Origin of the sequence: Pseudomonas sp. NCHU5216 (assembly GCF_052156495.1) — a bacterium.
Taxonomy (GTDB): domain Bacteria; phylum Pseudomonadota; class Gammaproteobacteria; order Pseudomonadales; family Pseudomonadaceae; genus Aquipseudomonas.
The window spans coordinates 19,748-36,909 of record NZ_JBQLIX010000035.1 but is presented as its reverse complement, the minus strand read 5'-3'; the positions used below and the strand labels follow the sequence as shown (position 1 = coordinate 36,909).

Annotated in this window: 13 protein-coding genes; 8 read left to right on the top strand and 5 right to left on the bottom strand. The window is 63.1% G+C overall.

What is annotated here, in order from left to right; all coding sequences use genetic code 11:
* Window positions 1–112 precede the first annotated feature (112 nt).
* Both purU and fdhA read left to right on the top strand, forming a co-directional pair.
* Complete coding sequence (purU, locus tag ACSVIK_RS20390) at window positions 113–976, top strand: formyltetrahydrofolate deformylase (protein ID WP_442446037.1); 864 nt, start codon at window positions 113–115, stop codon at window positions 974–976.
* Window positions 977–1,168: 192 nt separating this feature from the next.
* Window positions 1,169–2,368 carry a formaldehyde dehydrogenase, glutathione-independent gene (gene fdhA, locus ACSVIK_RS20385; RefSeq protein ID WP_442446036.1) on the top strand — a complete coding sequence of 400 codons (1,200 nt, stop codon included), beginning with the start codon at window positions 1,169–1,171 and terminating at the stop codon, window positions 2,366–2,368.
* Window positions 2,369–2,652: 284 nt separating this feature from the next.
* On the opposite strand, the gene ACSVIK_RS20380 is transcribed toward fdhA, so the two are convergent.
* Window positions 2,653–3,546 (bottom strand): acyltransferase, encoded by an 894-nt coding sequence (locus ACSVIK_RS20380; RefSeq protein WP_442446035.1) that lies wholly within the window; start codon window positions 3,544–3,546, stop codon window positions 2,653–2,655.
* A 190-nt stretch (window positions 3,547–3,736) separates the two neighbouring features.
* Here ACSVIK_RS20380 and ACSVIK_RS20375 point away from each other — a divergent pair, with 190 nt between their 5' ends.
* From ACSVIK_RS20375 to creC, 6 genes are all read left to right on the top strand, one after another.
* Window positions 3,737–4,975, top strand: a complete 1,239-nt coding sequence (locus ACSVIK_RS20375) for an HD-GYP domain-containing protein (protein WP_442446034.1) — start codon at window positions 3,737–3,739, stop codon at window positions 4,973–4,975.
* Window positions 4,976–5,346: 371 nt separating this feature from the next.
* Window positions 5,347–5,856, top strand: a complete 510-nt coding sequence (gene rloA2 / locus ACSVIK_RS20370) for a retropepsin-like aspartic peptidase RloA2 (protein ID WP_268179287.1) — start codon at window positions 5,347–5,349, stop codon at window positions 5,854–5,856.
* Window positions 5,857–6,021: 165 nt separating this feature from the next.
* The gene (locus tag ACSVIK_RS20365) at window positions 6,022–8,052 is read left to right on the top strand and encodes a methyl-accepting chemotaxis protein (RefSeq protein WP_442446033.1); all 2,031 of its coding nucleotides are present in this window, start codon (window positions 6,022–6,024) and stop codon (window positions 8,050–8,052) included.
* A 69-nt stretch (window positions 8,053–8,121) separates the two neighbouring features.
* Window positions 8,122–8,559, top strand: coding sequence for a CBS domain-containing protein (locus tag ACSVIK_RS20360; RefSeq protein ID WP_268179285.1), 438 nt, complete (start codon window positions 8,122–8,124; stop codon window positions 8,557–8,559).
* A gap of 199 nt (window positions 8,560–8,758) precedes the next feature.
* Window positions 8,759–9,439, top strand: a complete 681-nt coding sequence (gene creB / locus ACSVIK_RS20355; RefSeq protein WP_442446032.1) for a two-component system response regulator CreB — start codon at window positions 8,759–8,761, stop codon at window positions 9,437–9,439.
* Between the two features lie 4 nt (window positions 9,440–9,443).
* Entirely contained in the window at window positions 9,444–10,865 is a 1,422-nt protein-coding gene (creC, locus tag ACSVIK_RS20350) for a two-component system sensor histidine kinase CreC (protein WP_442446031.1), read from the top strand.
* A gap of 350 nt (window positions 10,866–11,215) precedes the next feature.
* Here creC and ACSVIK_RS20345 read toward each other — a convergent pair whose 3' ends face one another.
* The 4 genes from ACSVIK_RS20345 to ACSVIK_RS20330 all read right to left on the bottom strand — a co-directional run bounded on the left by ACSVIK_RS20345 (window position 11,216) and on the right by ACSVIK_RS20330 (window position 16,924).
* Complete coding sequence (locus ACSVIK_RS20345; protein ID WP_442446030.1) at window positions 11,216–11,734, bottom strand: lysozyme inhibitor LprI family protein; 519 nt, start codon at window positions 11,732–11,734, stop codon at window positions 11,216–11,218.
* A 519-nt stretch (window positions 11,735–12,253) separates the two neighbouring features.
* The gene (locus ACSVIK_RS20340) at window positions 12,254–12,706 is read right to left on the bottom strand and encodes a hypothetical protein (RefSeq protein ID WP_442446029.1); all 453 of its coding nucleotides are present in this window, start codon (window positions 12,704–12,706) and stop codon (window positions 12,254–12,256) included.
* Between the two features lie 289 nt (window positions 12,707–12,995).
* The gene (locus tag ACSVIK_RS20335; RefSeq protein WP_442446028.1) at window positions 12,996–15,296 is read right to left on the bottom strand and encodes an ATP-dependent DNA helicase; all 2,301 of its coding nucleotides are present in this window, start codon (window positions 15,294–15,296) and stop codon (window positions 12,996–12,998) included.
* Window positions 15,293–16,924, bottom strand: a complete 1,632-nt coding sequence (locus tag ACSVIK_RS20330) for a VRR-NUC domain-containing protein (protein ID WP_442446027.1) — start codon at window positions 16,922–16,924, stop codon at window positions 15,293–15,295. Before ACSVIK_RS20330 ends, ACSVIK_RS20335 begins: the two co-directional genes overlap by 4 nt.
* Window positions 16,925–17,162 lie beyond the last annotated feature (238 nt).

Here is a 17,162-nt window from a genome sequence, read left to right as displayed (position 1 = left end):
TATGGGGAGAGGGTTGGGGAGAGGTAGCGGGCGGATCGCGTTGTACCGTCGGCCCTCTCCCCCGGCCCCTCTCCCGCAAGCGGGAGAGGGGTGAAAATCATCGGAGTCTATTATGAGCCGCACCCCCGACACCTGGATCCTCACCGCCCACTGCCCGAGCGTGCTCGGCACCGTGGATGCGGTGACGCGCTTTCTGTTCGAGCAGCGCTGCTACGTCACCGAGCACCGCAGCTTCGATGATCGGCTGTCGTCGCGCTTCTTCATCCGCGTCGAGTTCCGCCAGCCGGATGGTTTCGACGAGGCAGCGTTCCGCGCCGGTCTGGACGAGCGCCTGGCGCCTTTCGGCATGCAGGTGGAGCTGACGCCGCCGGGGTATCGCGCCAAGGTGGTGCTGATGGTGTCCAAGGCCGATCACTGCTTGAACGACCTGCTCTATCGCCAGCGCATCGGCCAGTTGTCCATGGACGTGGTCGCGGTGGTGTCCAACCACCCGGATCTGGAGCCGCTGGCGCGCTGGCATGGCATTCCCTATCACCATTTCCCGCTCGACCCGACCGACAAGCCGGCGCAGGAGCGCCGTGTATTGCGGGTGATCGAGGACTGCGGCGCGGAACTTGTGGTGCTCGCCCGTTACATGCAGGTGCTGTCGCCCGAGCTGTGCCGCAAGCTGGATGGCTGGGCGATCAACATTCACCACTCGCTGTTGCCCGGTTTCAAGGGCGCCAAGCCCTATCACCAGGCTTATCAGAAGGGCGTCAAGCTGGTCGGTGCCACGGCTCACTACGTCAACGACCACCTCGACGAAGGGCCGATCATCGCCCAGGGCGTGGAAGCGGTGGATCACGCGCACTACCCTGAAGATCTGATCGCCAAGGGCCGTGACATCGAATGCCTGACCCTGGCGCGGGCGGTGGGTTACCACATCGACCGCCGCGTGTTCCTCAACGCCAACCGCACGGTGGTGCTCAACGCCTGAGGGCAATCGGTAGGGTGCGCTGCGCGCACCGGGAGGCAACGCAAGAACATCGGTGCGCATAGCGCACCCTACGGAAATCCGCCCTGCCAGGTTTCAACGGCGGTTTCCGGCAACAGACGAAAGCAGCTCCAGTGCAAGGCCGCGCGGCTGTCAGCCGCGTCTTGTGTCCACAAAAAGAAAGGAGAGTTAGATATGTCTGGTAATCGTGGTGTGGTTTACCTCGGCGCGGGCAAGGTCGAAGTGCAGAAGATCGACTACCCGAAAATGCAGGATCCGCGCGGCAAGAAGATCGAGCACGGTGTCGTTCTGAAAGTCGTTTCCACCAACATCTGCGGCTCCGACCAGCACATGGTGCGCGGTCGTACCACCGCTCAGGTCGGCCTGGTGCTGGGCCATGAGATCACCGGCGAGGTGGTCGAGAAGGGTCGTGACGTCGAGCGTCTGCAGATCGGTGATCTGGTTTCCGTTCCCTTCAACGTCGCCTGCGGCCGTTGCCGCTCCTGCAAGGAACAGCACACTGGCGTGTGCCTGACCGTCAACCCGGCGCGTGCCGGCGGTGCCTACGGCTACGTCGACATGGGCGACTGGACCGGTGGCCAGGCCGAATACGTGCTGGTGCCTTACGCCGACTTCAACCTGCTCAAGCTGCCGGATCGCGACAAGGCCATGGAGAAAATCCGTGACCTGACCTGCCTGTCCGACATCCTGCCCACCGGCTACCACGGCGCCGTTACCGCTGGCGTTGGCCCGGGCAGCACCGTCTACGTCGCGGGTGCCGGCCCTGTCGGTCTGGCCGCTGCCGCCTCGGCCCGCCTGCTTGGCGCTGCCGTGGTCATCGTTGGTGACCTCAACCCGGCGCGTCTGGCCCACGCCAAGGCTCAGGGCTTCGAGATCGCCGATCTGTCGCTGGACACCCCGCTGCACGAGCAGGTTGCTGCGCTGCTGGGCGAGCCGGAAGTGGACTGCGCCATCGACTGCGTGGGCTTCGAGGCCCGTGGTCATGGTCACGAAGGCGCCAAGCACGAGGCTCCGGCCACCGTGCTCAACTCGCTGATGCAGATCACCCGCGTTGCCGGCAAGATCGGCATTCCCGGCCTGTACGTCACCGAAGACCCGGGCGCGGTGGATGCCGCCGCCAAGATCGGCAGCCTGAGCATCCGCTTCGGCCTCGGCTGGGCCAAGTCGCACAGCTTCCACACCGGTCAGACTCCAGTGATGAAGTACAACCGCCAACTGATGCAAGCCATCATGTGGGATCGCCTGAACATCGCTGACATCGTCGGCGTAGAGGTCATCAGCCTGGACGACGCACCGCGTGGTTACGGCGAGTTCGATGCCGGCGTGCCGAAGAAATTCGTCATCGACCCGCACAAGACCTTCAGCGCGGCCTGATGATGCCCCGGCTCGGATCCGCTCCGGGCCTGTTCAAGACTTGTTCACGGCCAGGCGCATTGGTCCGCGCCTTTCTTTGGGAGCCCTCGGGCTCCCTTTTCTTTGGTGCTTCGCGGAGTCTCGGGAAGGTTGATGCCGGACTGGCAATAAGGTGTTGGTTGTTCTTGTGTCTGTTCCAGATTGCCGCGTTTTTGCGGATGTTTCTGGTTTCGCCCCCCCGGGCGAGTCACTTTGCGGGCAAAGTAACCAAAACCCTCCGCCCGGTCCGGTATCAACCAAGCCCGCTATCGCTCGGACTCGGCGCGAATCTGCGCGATGCGCGCGTCCTTCTCCTGCCAGAGTTGAGTCACCCAGTCCTGCATGTACTGGCGGAATACCGGGTCATTCTGGTAATCGCCCTGCCACAGCTCAGGAGCCAGGTTGCGGGTCTGGATATCGACGATCACCTTGTCCACCTGGCCACTGAGCAATGCCCAGAAGCCCGGCGCCTTGCCCTCGGGGTAGACCAGGGTGACGTCGAGCACGGCGTCGATCTGCTCACCCAGGGTCGCGAGCACGAAGGCCACGCCGCCCGCCTTGGGCTTGAGCAGGTAGCGGTAGGGCGATTGCTGCTGGGCCTGCTTGGCCGGGGTGAAGCGGGTGCCCTCCAGGTAGTTGACCACGGTGACCGGCAGGCGCTTGAACTTCTCGCAGGCGGCTCGGGTGATCTCCAGATCCTTGCCCTGCATGTGCGGGTTCTTTTCCAGAAAGGCCTTGGAATAGCGCTTCATGAAGGGGTAGTCGAGCGCCCAGAAGGCCAGGCCGAGAAAGGGCACCCAGATCAGCTCCTGCTTGAGGAAGAACTTGAAGTAGGGCGTCTTGCGGTTGAAGGCCTGTACCAGCGCGGGAATGTCGACCCAGGACTGGTGGTTGCTGATCACCAGGTAGGAGCCGTCACGGCGCAGCTCGGCGTTGCCGCGAATGTCCCAGTGCGTCGGTGTGAGCAGGGCGAAGATGCGCTTGCAGTTCTCGGCCCAGAATTCGGCCACCCACATCACCCCGCGCGAGCAGGTGTCGCGGGCACTCTGTCCAGGCAGAACGAACTTGGCGAGGGCGATCAGCAGCAACGGGCCGATCAGAACGAGGGTGTTGACGAGCAGCAGCAGGATGGTGGCAATGCCAGTCAGCAGTGGGCGCATATCGACTCCTTGGCGGGCACGAGCGGACATCTAAGCACATGCGCAACGGCCCTCCAAATTACGGCTAATGGCCAATTGCGATGTTTCAGCGGCTTGCTTGATGCTGGTCACTGGAAAATGCCCTGGATTGTTCGACACTGGATGGAGTGTCTGCCAGGACAATCCTGTCAATCTGCTCTGGATGATCTTGATGTTGAAGCGCATTGCGGTGGCTGATCTACGCCTCGGTATGTATATCCAGGAGTTCTGCGGATCCTGGATGGATCACCCTTTCTGGAAATCCAAGTTCCTCCTCGACTCCGAGAAAGACCTTGCCCGTATTCGTGACAGCGCCATCAGCGAACTGTGGATCGACGTCGGCAAGGGCAGCGACGTTGCCCCTGGGGTGAAGGCTGCCAGCAGGGCCGAAGCCGAATGCGAAGCCCAGGCCCGGCTGCTGGCCGCCATCGAGCCGCCCAAGGTCAAACCCGTGTCGCTGGATCAGGAGCTGGAGCAGGCGGTGAAGCTGTGCGCGCGCTCCAAGCAGGCGGTGATGGACATGTTCAATGACGCACGCATGGGCCAGGCGCTGCAGTTCGAGCAGGCCGAAACCCTGGTGGAGGACATCTCCCAGTCGGTGATGCGCCACCCCAACGCATTCATCAGCCTGGCCAGGCTCAAGCACGTCAACGAATACACCTACATGCACTCGGTGGCGGTCTGCGCCTTGATGATCGCCCTGGGGCTGCAACTCGGCCTGCCGACGGCGGCGGTGCGTGAAGCTGGCCTGGCCGGATTGCTGCACGATATCGGCAAGATGGCCGTACCGCCTGAACTGCTGGACAAGCCTGGCAAGCTCAGTGACGAAGAATTCGCCATCGTCCGTCGTCATCCGGAGGAGGGCGGCAGCATCCTCATCAAATGCAAGCAGGTCAGTGCCCTGGTGCTGGACGTGTGCCTGCATCACCACGAGAAGGTCGACGGCAGCGGCTATCCCCACCGCCTGCAGAGCGAGCAGATCAGCCTGTTGGCGAAAATGGGCGCGGTGTGTGACGTGTACGATGCCATCACCTCCAATCGGCCCTACAAGCCCGGCTGGGATCCTGCCGAGTCGATCCGCAAGATGGCCGAATGGAAGGGGCACTTCGACGAGGTGGTCTTCCAGGCCTTCGTCAAGACCGTCGGCATCTACCCGGTTGGTGCTCTGGTGCGGCTGCAGAGTGGGCGGTTGGCCGTGGTCATGGAGCAGAATCCCAAGGCGCTGCTGGCGCCCAAGGTCAAGGTGTTCTTCTCGGCCAAGTCGCGCCTGCCGTTGGCGCAGACCGTGGTCGACCTGAGCAAGATCGGCGATCAGGATCGCATCGTCGGCCGTGAGTCGGCGGAGGAATGGGGCTTCGAGCGTCTCGACGAGCTATGGGCGGGGATGGAGCTGAATGGGCGCGGGCGTTAGCAGGCTGTTGAAAAACTACCTCGGCTTTGGCTTCCTGCGTCGCTCTACCTCCTGCATCCATGCAGTCGTGCGTTGCCATTGCTGCGTTAAAAACAGTCTCGTGCGCGAGTCCGATCAAAATGCTCATTTACAACTCGTAAACCCGAGTGCGGGCCCAGTGCTTTTTTCGCCTGTTTTTGCGGGGCCGCCATCGGTATTGCACTGGCTGCCTCGGCTCGGGCTTCCTGCTTCGCTCTACCTCCTGCATCCATGCAGTCGTCGCCTACGTTTTTCAACGGCCTGCTAGCAGCATGTTGTAACGCTTCGTACAGGAACATTGCTCAGGCTTGCTCGGTCGGAGTTTCGGTCAATCACCACGAGAGGGCCGAACCTTGAAATACCTTGCGCTTCTGCTGGCCAGCGCCATCAGCCTGCCGGCGCTGGCCGATGAACAACCGGATCTGTACGGTCGCTACGAATTGATCAAGCTGCCTGCCCTGGGCAAGACGCTGAAAGCCAAGATGGACACTGGCGCCATGACGGCATCGCTGTCGGCCAAGGACATCGAATCCTTCAAACGTGACGGCGAGGACTGGGTGCGCTTCCGTCTGGCCGTCGATGGCGCCGATGACACCCTCTACGAACATCCCCTGATCCGCGTTGCCGAGATCAAGAACCGCGCCGAAGAGGGCGACGATGACGCTCAAGAGGCCACCTATTCGCAACGCCCGGTGATCGAAATGCCGATCTGCCTGGGCGAGGAAAAGCGCACCATCGAGGTCAACCTCACCGACCGCAGCACCTTCAGCTATCCGCTGCTGATCGGTGCCAGCGCCATGCGCGACATGGGGGCGGCGGTCAATCCCGCCGAGCGTTACACCCGCGAGCGTCCGCAATGCTGAGTTAATTGTCGCATTCAGAAACAATGCTGATGCTCATTGGCCAGTACACTCGCCGCGAGTGCACCGCCACCATCCTGCTTCCGTAGTCGATGCGTCGCGGGCCTGCTTTTTGCTAAATGCAATCGTCTGCCAGGCCTTCCGGCCCATGATTACAGGGGTGCAAAGATGTCGGGATTGCTCGGGCCGGGTGTCTGGCTGCTGCAGCGTTTCAGTTTTGCTCAGAAATTCCAACTGCTCTTCCTGCTCTTCGTGTTACCGCTTGGTTACGCCCTGTGGGCCGTTACCGGGGGCTACATGGCCGGCATCGACTCGATCGACAAGGAGCTCGAAGGCGCGCGGGCGCTCGAGCGCATGGCCGGGTTGCAGCAGGAGCTGATCGCCCAGCGCACCTTGCTGGCACGTTGGAAGGGCAACGAGCAGGGCGCTGCCGAATCGCTGAAACAACGTGAAGCGCGACTCGACGAAGCCCTGCAAGGGGCGGGCGAGCCCCTGCAGAGTGCGCTGATCAGCGCTGAGGCGCGCCAGCATTTCCAGGCCTTGCAGGGGGAGCGCGAAGGCCTGCGTGCCGACGCTTTGGGCAGGATGGCACTACCCGATGCCCTGCAGCGTTATCAGAAGGCCCTGCAATATCTGATCGCCCTGCGCGAGCAGGTGGCCACCGACAGCACCCTGATCCTCGATCCTTACCTCGACACCTACCTGATGATGGAGCAGATCACCTACGTGATGCCGCGCCTGCTCGATCAGCTCGGCACCTTTGCCGCACAGGGGCATGGGGCGGTGGTGGCGCAGCATTTCACCCTGCAGAGCCGGGTGTTGATGCGCGATCTGCGGCGCGGCCTGGAGGAACAGCGCGTGCAACTGATCAAGGCGCAGACCACCCTGGCCCGTGAGGCGCCACAAGCCATGCGGCAGTTGAGTGGGCCGTTCGAGGCGTCGCTCAAGGGCTTCGACGATTTCCTCGCGCAGATCGACCGCGATATGTTCGACAACAGCCCGATGACGCTCACGCCGGAGCAGTTCATCCAGCGCGTGGCGAGTCTGGAAAGTCTGTTGCAAGACCTGCAGCAGACGCTCTACCAACAGTTCGCTACCAGCCTTGGGGATTACCGCGACCGTGCACTGGGCGCGATGATCGAAGTGATCAGTGCCTTCAGCGTGCTCACCTTGCTCGCCCTCTACGTGCTGTTGTGCCTGAATGCCTCGATTCGCCAGGGTACCCGCAGCATCATCGAGGCGGCGCGCGGCTTGCGTGACGGCGACTTGCGCGTGAGCATGCAGGTCGCGGGGCGCGATGAGCTGGCCGCCATCGCCCAGGCGCTGAACACGGCGGTCGAGCAACTGCGTGAGTCCTTGCAGGGGGTCAACCGTGAGAGTCATCAGCTCGATGGCACCGTGCAGCGGCTCAGCGGCCAGGCCCATGAAGCGCTGGGCGCGGTGGAGCAGCAACAGACGCAGATGAGCCAGATCGCCACCGCCGCCACGCAGATGGCCGCCACCGCGCAGAGCGTGGCGCAGAGCTGCGAGCAGGCCGCCGTAGAGGCTCGGCAGACTCGCGAAGTGGCGCTCAGTGGCAACCAGCGCAGCGAGCGCACCAGCGCCAGCATGCGTCAGCTCAGCACGCGCCTGCGCAGCAGTGCCGAGGCCTTGCAGCAACTGCGCGAGCAGACCCAGCAGATCAACCGCGTGGTGGACGTGATCCAGGGGATCGCCGACCAGACCAATCTGCTGGCGCTCAATGCCGCCATCGAGGCCGCACGTGCCGGCGATGCGGGCCGAGGCTTCGCCGTGGTAGCCGACGAAGTACGCTCGCTGTCGCAACGCACTCAGGATTCGACCCAGGAAATCGTGCAGACCGTCGACGGCTTGCAACGCGTGGTCGCTCAGGCGGTGAGCCTGATGGAGGAGGCCAGCAGCCAGGCCGATGGCGACATCGGCAACGTGTTGGCCATGGGCGAGGAGCTGCAGCGCATCGTCGCCTCGGTGCAGGGCGTCAGCGACCGTCTGGCGCAGATCGCCACCGCCGCCGAACAGCAAGCTGCCACCGCCGATGAGGTCAGTGGCAATATCCAGCAAGTGGATCAAGCCTCCGGGCAATTGCTCGATGGCGCCCAGACCGTCAGCCAGGCTGCCGAGCAGTTGCGCCGTGGCAGCGACGAATTGACGCGCAACACCGGGCGCTTTCGCCTCGATTGATGCCGCAGCCAGCCTGGCTGTGGCGGGGCAACTCTGCTAAAAACACAGCACACAACAAGGAGCCCCAGCATGAAAACCGTCGCCGAAGTCCTCAGAACCAAGCCCACCGGCCTTCTTTACAGCATCGACGCCGACGACTCCCTGCTCGACGGCCTGCGCATCATGGCGGAAAAGAGCATTGGCGCCCTGGTGGTAATGTCCGCTGGCCGCCTGGTGGGCATCGTCAGCGAGCGTGACTACGTGCGCAAGGTGGCCCTTGCCGAACGCTCCATGCTGAACGCCAAGGTCAGCGAAATCATGACCCGCGACGTGATCAGCGTCGGCCCGCGCGACAGCCTGCAACACTGCATGGAGCTGATGACCGAACGCCGCCTGCGCCACCTGCCGGTGCTGGCCGAAGGCGAACTCATCGGCCTGCTGTCCATCGGTGACCTGGTGAAAGAAACCATCGCCGAACAGGCCGACCTGATCCGCCAGCTCGAACAGTACATCCGCGGCGAGCACTGAGTAGCTGCCCGGGCGCACGATCGGTAGGAGCGGATTTATCCGCGGTAGGGGCTGGCGCCGAGGCGTCGATCACGGCAAACCATCGACGTAGCCCGGATGCAATCCGGGGCCTATGCGCGGGCGCCCTCACGCCCGAACCTTGACGCCCGCAACCGCCCCCGGCAGGCTCCTGCCGTCACCCCCAGGTGCAGGACGCCCGATGCCGCAGATACTCATAGTCGAAGACGAAGCCGCGATTGCCGATACGCTGGTCTATGCCCTGCAGGCCGAAGGCTTCCTCACCCATTGGTCGAGCCTGGGCGGCGAAGCGCTGAGCCTGCTGGAAAACGGCGCCTTCGACCTGGCCATTCTCGACGTCGGTCTGCCGGATATCAGCGGCTTCGAGCTGTGCAAGCGTCTGCGCCGTTTCTCCGAAGTACCGGTGATCTTTCTCACTGCGCGCAGTGAAGAGATCGACCGTGTGGTGGGCCTGGAAATCGGCGCCGACGACTACGTGGTCAAACCCTTCAGCCCGCGCGAGGTGGCGGCACGGGTCAAGGTCATCCTCAAGCGCATCGCCCCGCGTGAGACGCCGCAAGCCACTGCGCCGAGCGCCTTCCAGATCGACGACGCGGCCTTTCGCATCCACTACCACGGCCAGGCGCTGAGCCTGACCCGCCACGAATTTCGCCTGCTGCGCACCTTGCTCGGCCAGCCGCGCCGGGTCTATTCCCGCGAGCAGTTGCTCGATGCCCTCGGCGTGGCCAGCGAAGCCGGCTACGAGCGCAATATCGACAGCCATATCAAGAGCCTGCGCGCCAAGCTGCGCGCCATCGCCCCGAGCGAAGAGCCGATCCAGACCCATCGCGGCCTGGGCTACAGCTACGAACCGGAGGCCTAGAGCCATGCCGCTGGGCGTACGCATCTTCCTCGTCTACTTCCTCTTCGTCGGCCTGGCCGGCTGGTTCGTGCTCAGCACGGTGATGGACGAGATCCGCCCCGGCGTGCGCCAGAGCACCGAGGAAACCCTGGTCGACACCGCCAACCTGTTGGCCGAGATTCTGCGTGACCAGGTCAAGGCCGGCACGCTGGGGCAGGGGCGCCTGAACGACGCGCTGGAAGCCTATGGCCGGCGCCAGCCGCAGGCGACCATCTGGGGCCTGACCAAGGCCGAGGTCAACCACCGCATCTATGTCACCGACGACAAGGGCATCGTTCTGCTCGACTCCACCGGCCAGGCGGTCGGCCAGGACTACTCGCGCTGGAATGACGTATTGCTGACCCTGCGCGGCCAATACGGCGCGCGCTCGACCCGCGAAGACCCGAACGACCCGGACTCCTCGGTGATGTACGTAGCGGCGCCAATCAAGGACGGCGAGCGCATCATCGGCGTGGTCTCGGTGGCCAAGCCCAACCGCACCCTGCTGCCCTATATCGAGCGCTCGCAGAACCGCCTGAGCTGGCTCGGCGCCGGGCTGATCGGCCTGGGCCTGCTGATTGGCGCGGCGCTGTCCTGGTGGCTCAGCGCCGCCCTGGGCAAGCTCACCCGCTACGCCCAGGCGGTCAGCGAAGGCCAGCGCGCCGAGGCGCCGAAGGTGCGCGGCGGCGAACTCGCGCAACTGGCCCAGGCGGTCGAGCGCATGCGCACCGAGCTGGAGGGCAAGGCCTACGTCGAGCGCTACGTGCACACCCTGACCCACGAACTGAAAAGCCCCCTGGCCGCCATCCGCGGCGCCGCCGAACTGCTCGACGGCGATATGCCGGCCGAGCAACGCCAGCGCTTCGTGGCCAATATCCAGCAGGAAAGCGCGCGCCTGCAGAACCTGATCGAACGCCTGCTGCACCTGGCCCAGGTAGAACAACGCCAGGGCCTGGAAGAGCGCGTGAGCGTGCCCCTGGCATCACTGCTGGACGAACTGCTGCAAGCGCAGCAGGCACGTATCACCGCCGCCAACCTGCAGATCGAACAGGCATTACCGCCCGGCCTCAGCCTGCGCGGCGAACGCTTCCTGCTGCGCCAGGCCCTGGCCAACCTGCTGGACAACGCCCTGGACTTCACCCCACACGGCGGGCGCATCCGTATTACCGCCGAACGCCAGGGCGAGCGCATTGAGCTGCGCCTGTTCAACCAGGGCGAAGCCATCCCCGACTACGCGCTGGGTCGCCTGACCGAACGCTTCTACTCCCTGCCACGCCCCAACGGCGGCCGCAAAAGCACCGGCCTGGGCCTGAACTTCGTACAGGAGGTGGCCGAGCTGCATGGTGGCGAGCTACATATCGGCAATGTCGACGGCGGCGCGGAAGTGCGGCTGACACTCCCCTCGTAGGGTGCGCTGCGCGCACCGGCGCTTTGTGTGGGGCCTCAGCCGCAAAGCGCATCGAGCTGCGTAGGATGGGTAGAGCAACGCGAAACCCATCATCTATCAGTTTCCGGGTTTCGCTGTGCTCTATCCAGGCATGGTGGACAAGCTTCGCATTGTCCACCCTACGCCATGATTCCCTCGTAGGGTGGATGACGCTTTTTCATCCACCGTTGGGAGTGATTACCCAGGCTGCTTGCTACCCACGTAGGGTGCGCTGCGCGCACCGGCTGCCTTTAGCCGCGACTCGCCGCTGAAGCGCCTCCCACAGCCTGAGTGGCAATCTTCATGTCGGCGCGGCCGTGCGGTACTTCGCTTCAGCCTGAGTGAACATTTTTCAGGTATTCCGTCCGCTCGATGGTCATTTGCAGTTTGCACTCCTCGATCTGGACGCCCTGCCAAGGCGAGGGTGTCGAGGACATCCCCGTGAATTGACACTCGGCATCCCTGAACTTCAGCCATGCCCGCTGTGCGGAGCGTAGCAAGCTGACCAGTTCCATATTCGGCCAGTACTTGCGCAATGCCGTTTGCTCGTCCTCCGTGCGCTGAATGGCTTTCTTGTACTCGGCGTTGAGTTGGTCGTCAGCGACCTTGTATTGCTGGGCAACGCAGGCATAGCCCGCCATAACGCCTCCGCCTTGAGCATTGCAGGGATCGGCGTTTTCCTCGGCGGCAAAGACTATGGTGGAGGTGAGGATCAGGGCGAGTGAGAGAGGGCGTCCATTCATGGTTGTGTCCGTACTGGCGCGGGCTTTCGCCTGAGTGAGGTGGTGTTTTATATCGTTTGAGGACGAAAAAGTCGCGTAGGATGGGTAGAGCGCAGCGAAACCCATCATCTGTGAATTCCCGGGTTTCGCTGCGCTCTACCCAGGCTACTTGCTCCTACGTCTAATGATTAAGCTAAGGGGCGGCGGCACGCCGTCCCCGTGAGCGAAGCGAGCGATTTGAGCCTATTGTTAGATGCGCTAGAGCTTGAGTTTTGATTTCTTTGCTCGCGTTATAGATATTTTCTCTTGCGGGTATTCGGTAGACGCGGCTGATGAAAGCAGTATTACTGCAGCTTCATCGTCTTCTGACTGTGAGGAGAATTTTGAAATCTCTAGAAGAATCTCACTGCCTACAGTAGTTAAATAGCGCTCGGCACCAATGGATACTTGATAACGCTTGCAGTTTTCACAGTCGAAATACTTCCTGTTTTCGTAGTCTACGAAATAAAACTTCGCGTCAGTGTGGCAGAGTGGGCAAGGCTGGTACTTTATGTCCTGCATAGTTTCGACCCTTTGTGCATCTGGTGTTTGGTTAAGGGGCGGGCCTTAGCCCGTCCCGAGTGAGCGAAGCGAACGGCGTGAACATTGTTAGAGCTTCGCGGGTTCTATGCCGTCTGCCATTCCTTGTAGCTTACCCACTAAAAATGAAAATGCTTTAATAACGTGCTTTTTATATGTTCTTTTTGTGTTTATGGTTTTTGGCGTTTGCCCGAGAACTGAGCACGACCATTCTTTTAAGTCTACGTCGTAATTTTCAGGAAATAGCTTGTGGGCAATGCTATTCCTTATTTGGTTGATTTTCTTTAGATGTTGGTATTCACTTTTAAGGTATTGGCCGTTTAACGCTGAAACTAACTCAAGTGTTTTTCCGTACATTAGCCTCATATTTTCAATGCGCTTGATGTCCAGGCCGTGAGCCATAAGTATTTGATTCAGCATCTGCTCAAGGATCAAGTGCCCTTTGAGCAAAATTATCTCCATATCGTCATAGTCTTTTAATGTGACCGTTACAGCATGTTCAATAACTGGGGCGGGGATCATTTGTGGGATGCTCTAACTATAAATACACACCAAATGGTGTATAACCTGCGGACTGTTTTGGTGAATAACCTTACTAGTCATTTTCGAAATCCTTCTCTATCTCGCGGCCTGCAGCGAAGCGGTGGGGTGTTTGGCAGGTTATACACCATGTCGGATCACCGCTGGTAAGTCTCATTCAGGCGAGTCTTACAGGTGCTCTTGATCCTCTCAGATATCGCTGCGCTCTACCCAGGCTACGGCTTTCAGGCCGCAATGATCGCGGATAAAACGGAGTGCCGCCCAGCCGATCCTACAGGTCAGGCTGCGGCTCGGGCGTGGGGGCTTTGTGCGGCAAGCGCAGCAGCTCCACCTGCCACCAGCTCGGCAACAGACGGCGCACTTCGGGGCGGGCGAAGCGGTCGTCGATCAGGTAGAGCACGCCTTGGTCTTCCGGTGTGCGGATCACCCGGCCAGCAGCCTGCACCACCTTCTGCAGGCCGGGGTAGAGGTAGGTGTAGTCGTAGCCATTGCCGAACAGGCTGTCCATGCGTTGGCGGATTTCTTCGTTGATCGGGTTGAGCTGGGCCAGGCCGAGGGTGGTGACGAAGGCGCCGATCAGGCGTTCGCCGGGCAGGTCGACTCCCTCACCGAATACGCCACCGAGCACGGCGAAGCCGATGCCGCGCCCGCCGATCTGGAAGCGTTCGATAAAGCCCTGGCGCGCCGCTTCGTCCATCTGCCGGGATTGCGTCCACACCGGAATCTGCGGATGCTCGCGGCGTAGCTCCTGCAGCACCTGTTCCAGATACTGATAGCTGCTGAAGAAGGCCAGGTAGTTGCCGGGGCGCTCGGCGTATTGGCGCGCCATCAACTGGCAGATCGGCGCCAGCGAGGCGTCGCGGTGCTGGTAGCGGGTCGACAGGTTGCGCACCACCTGTACGTGCAGTTGTTCGGCGCTGAACGGCGAGGCCACGTCCAGGCACTGGGTCTCTTCCGGCAGGCCGAGCAGGTCGAGGTAGTAGTGGCTGGGGCTGAGGGTGGCGGAGAACAGCGTGGCGCTGTGGGCGTCCTCGAAACGCGGGCCGAGGAAGGGCGCCGGGAGGATATTGCGGATGCACAGTGTGGAATAGCTGCGCCCGTTGCCGGCATCGAGGCGGTTGATGTCGAACAGCGAGTGCGGGCCGAAGCTTTCGGCCAGGCGGCAGAACAGCATGGCGTCGAGATAGAAGCTGAGCAGCTCGCCAGCGTTGCCTTCGGGTTGATCGGTGAGCAGATCGGTGATGGCGCTGACCGCCTTGCCCAGGGCGGCCAGCAGCAAGTCCGGCGCCAGCGGGTAGACCTGATAGGGCACCTCTTGCTCGCGGTGCAGTTGATCCCAGTGGCGGTCGATCCGTTCCAGCACGCTTTTCAGGCGCTTCGGCGCATCGCGGCACATGGCCTTGAAGCGCGCCTGGTCCAGTTCGGCGCTGTACATGCCGCGCCCGCGTTCCACCAGGTTGTGCGCCTCGTCTACCAGCAGGCAGACGCGCCACTGGTTGATCAGGGTGAGGCTGTGCAGCAGGGCGCCGAGGTCGAAGTAGTAGTTGTAGTCGCACACCACCACGTCGCTCCAGCGGCACAGCTCCTGGCTCAGGTAATAGGGGCAGACGCCATGGGCGATGGCGATATTGCGCACCGCCTGCTGATCCAACCAGCGTTCCTTCAGCGCCGCGCTGCGTGCTGCCGGCAGGCGGTCGTAGAATCCCTTGGCCAACGGGCAGGAGTCGCCATGGCAGGCCTTGCTCGGGTGTTCGCAGGCCTTGTCGCGGGCAACGTGTTCCAGCACGCGCAGCGGTGTGTCCGGTTCGCGCAGGCGTCGCAGGGCATCCAGCGCCAGGCGTCGGCCGGGCGTCTTGGCGCTGAGGAAGAACAGGCGGTCGAGCTGCTGGCCGGGCATGGCCTTGAGTTGCGGAAACAGGGTGCCGAGGGTCTTGCCGATGCCGGTGGTGGCCTGCGCCAGCAGGTAATGGCCGTCGCGCGCGGCGCGGTACACCGCCTCGGCCAACTGGCGTTGGCCATGGCGAAATTCGCCGTAGGGGAAGCTCAAGCTCTCCAGCGCCTGGTTGCGCGCCTGCTGGTGCGCCTGTTCCTGCCGCGCCCAGTCGATATAGCGGCGGCAGTGCAGGGCGAAGAACTCGCCCAGCGATTCGGCGCTGTGGCGCTCGCGGAACACCGTCTCCTGCTGGGTGATGACGTTGAAATAGACCACCGCCAGATCCAGTTCCTCGCAGCCCAGCTCCTGGCACAGCAGCCAGCCGTAGATCTTCACCTGCGCCCAGTGCAGCAGGCGGTGGTTGGCAGGGATGCGCGAGATGTCGCCGCGATGGGTCTTGATCTCTTCCAGCAGGCGGAACTCGGGGTCGAAACCATCGGCGCGGCCACTGACGGTCAGCCCCTCGAACTGGCCGATCAGCGGCAGTTCGGCTACGTAATCCGGGCCGCGCCGGGCCACCACCGTGGCGTGCCCGGCCATGCCCTCCTGGGCGGTGGGCGAGGGGGTAAAGCGCAGGTCGAGATCACCCTCCTTGGCGGTGAACTCGCACAGCTCGCGCACGGCGACGCGCAGGTTCAATCGCTCCACTCCACGTAACAGACGCTGACCGGCATGCCGTGCTCGGCGCAGAAGGCCAGCCAGCGTTTCTGGTTGTCCTGCAGGCGGTCGCCCGGGCCTTTCACCTCGATCATCCGGTAGCGCCCCTCGCTGGGCCAGAATTGGATCAGGTCGGGCATGCCGGCGCGGTTCTCGCGGATATCGGCCAGCAGGCGGCGGAACCAGGCACTCAGGTGCGCGGGCGGCAGGCAGATCAGGGCCTGTTCCAGGCGCTCGGTGTCTAGCAGCTCCCAGAACACGAATGGCGACTGGATGCCGAACTTCTCGGCATGGGTGCGGCGTATGGCCTCGATATAGCTGCCGTCGTCCAGACGGGCCAGACAGGCGGCGAACAGTGGAGCGCGGCGGGTATGGAAGTCGGCGCGGTGCAGATCCACCGGGCCGGTGTGGAAGGGGTGGAAGAAGGCACCGGGCAGCGGGGCGAAGATCGCCTCCCAGCAGAGCAGGCCGAACAGCCCGCAGATCAGCGTGTTCTCCACGTAGTGCACCGGTGCGTCCGGCTCGGCCAGATGCGCGGCCACAGCCAGCTCGACGCTGGCGGCGCGCGGCAGGCGCAGGTCGAGGCGATCTTCGATCAGCTTCGCCGCCTTGGCCGCAGGTGGCAGGCCGAGGCGTTTGCGCAAGCGGGTGCATGCGCGTTCGGCCAGTTGCGCCTCTTCGGCATTGTGCGGTGCCGCGATTACCTGTTCGGCCAGGGTCAGCGCTTCGGCATCCTGGCCCAGGCGCTCCAGCACGCGGATCTGCCGTTGCCGTGAGCCCACCGCGCGGGTGTCGCGGTACAGCGCCAGCGCCGAGTCCAGCTCGCCGGCGCGTTCCAGATGCTGCGCCAGTTTCAGCAGCAGGCGCTGGTGGCGTTCGCCGATATGGGCGCTGTCGCTGCTGAAATCGCCGAGCTGTTGCAGCACCTCGGTGACCGCCATGCCGGCCTCGAAGGCCTCGCGGCAGGTGCGCAGGTGCAGGTAGTCATCCACATCCTGGCGGTGGCGGAAACCGCGCGAGCCAGGGGTGATGGGCACCTGCTCGTAGCGGAATATCCCCAGGTCGGCGAGCACGAACTCCGACCAGTCCTGCGCCAGGTTGCCGAAGAACATCAGGCGCAGGCGGTCGCACAGCGGGCCGATGGCCAGGCTCAGCAGGCACTCGTCCAGTTGCGGGCACCAGTCGGCCAGGCTGCGCGGTTCGCTGTGCAGCTCGCGCAGGTGGTCGAGCAGTTCGCTCTTCTTCAGGTTGCCGCCTGGCAGCTCACTGGCGAAATGCGTGGCCAGCTCGTCCTTGAGCAACAGCGTGCCCAGCTCGTCGAAGCTCAGTGCAGCGCAGTCGATCAGCCAGCCCAGTTCCAGCAATGGCGCTGCCGCGGTCGGGATATCGCCGATCTCGGCGTAGCGCAGCTTGCTGACGCGAAAGTGCACGCCTTTGCGCATCACCAGGCGCACCAGCAGCGCCTGGGTGGGCAGGGGGAGCTGGGGGAAATCCGCGAGGAAGGCGCGCTCGGCGTCGTCCATCAGGTCGCGGTGATGGGCGTCGAGCCAGGCGAGGGCCTTGCGGAAGTTGGCCAGGTAATAGAGTTCGGGGGCGTCGAGGGCGAGCATGGGGCGGAATGTTACTGGTTTTTTATACAGATTCCAGCGCCGCTGGGCGGCTGCAATGCGCGCGGGGCGAAGGGCACGGGTGCGGCCAGAACCTCGCCGTCGGTAGTTATCTAGCTGAGCGGAAAGGGCTTTTCCAGTTATCGATGGCGTCGATTTTCACTATCCCGTTCTGTCCCTTTTGCCGTTTCGAGGCGTGCAGGAACATGAGCCCCGTAGCCAGTTACCCACCCCCTCTCAA

Bases quoted from the DNA above. Each gene is read 5' to 3' on its own strand.
- purU (WP_442446037.1), top strand. From the start codon at position 113: ATGAGCCGCACCCCCGACACCTGGATCCTCACCGCCCACTGCCCGAGC.
- fdhA (WP_442446036.1), top strand. From the start codon at position 1,169: ATGTCTGGTAATCGTGGTGTGGTTTACCTCGGCGCGGGCAAGGTCGAA.
- ACSVIK_RS20380 (WP_442446035.1), bottom strand. From the start codon at position 3,546: ATGCGCCCACTGCTGACTGGCATTGCCACCATCCTGCTGCTGCTCGTC.
- ACSVIK_RS20375 (WP_442446034.1), top strand. From the start codon at position 3,737: ATGTTGAAGCGCATTGCGGTGGCTGATCTACGCCTCGGTATGTATATC.
- ACSVIK_RS20365 (WP_442446033.1), top strand. From the start codon at position 6,022: ATGTCGGGATTGCTCGGGCCGGGTGTCTGGCTGCTGCAGCGTTTCAGT.
- ACSVIK_RS20360 (WP_268179285.1), top strand. From the start codon at position 8,122: ATGAAAACCGTCGCCGAAGTCCTCAGAACCAAGCCCACCGGCCTTCTT.
- creB (WP_442446032.1), top strand. From the start codon at position 8,759: ATGCCGCAGATACTCATAGTCGAAGACGAAGCCGCGATTGCCGATACG.
- creC (WP_442446031.1), top strand. From the start codon at position 9,444: ATGCCGCTGGGCGTACGCATCTTCCTCGTCTACTTCCTCTTCGTCGGC.
- ACSVIK_RS20345 (WP_442446030.1), bottom strand. From the start codon at position 11,734: ATGATGGGTTTCGCTGCGCTCTACCCATCCTACGCGACTTTTTCGTCC.
- ACSVIK_RS20340 (WP_442446029.1), bottom strand. From the start codon at position 12,706: ATGATCCCCGCCCCAGTTATTGAACATGCTGTAACGGTCACATTAAAA.
- ACSVIK_RS20330 (WP_442446027.1), bottom strand. From the start codon at position 16,924: ATGCTCGCCCTCGACGCCCCCGAACTCTATTACCTGGCCAACTTCCGC.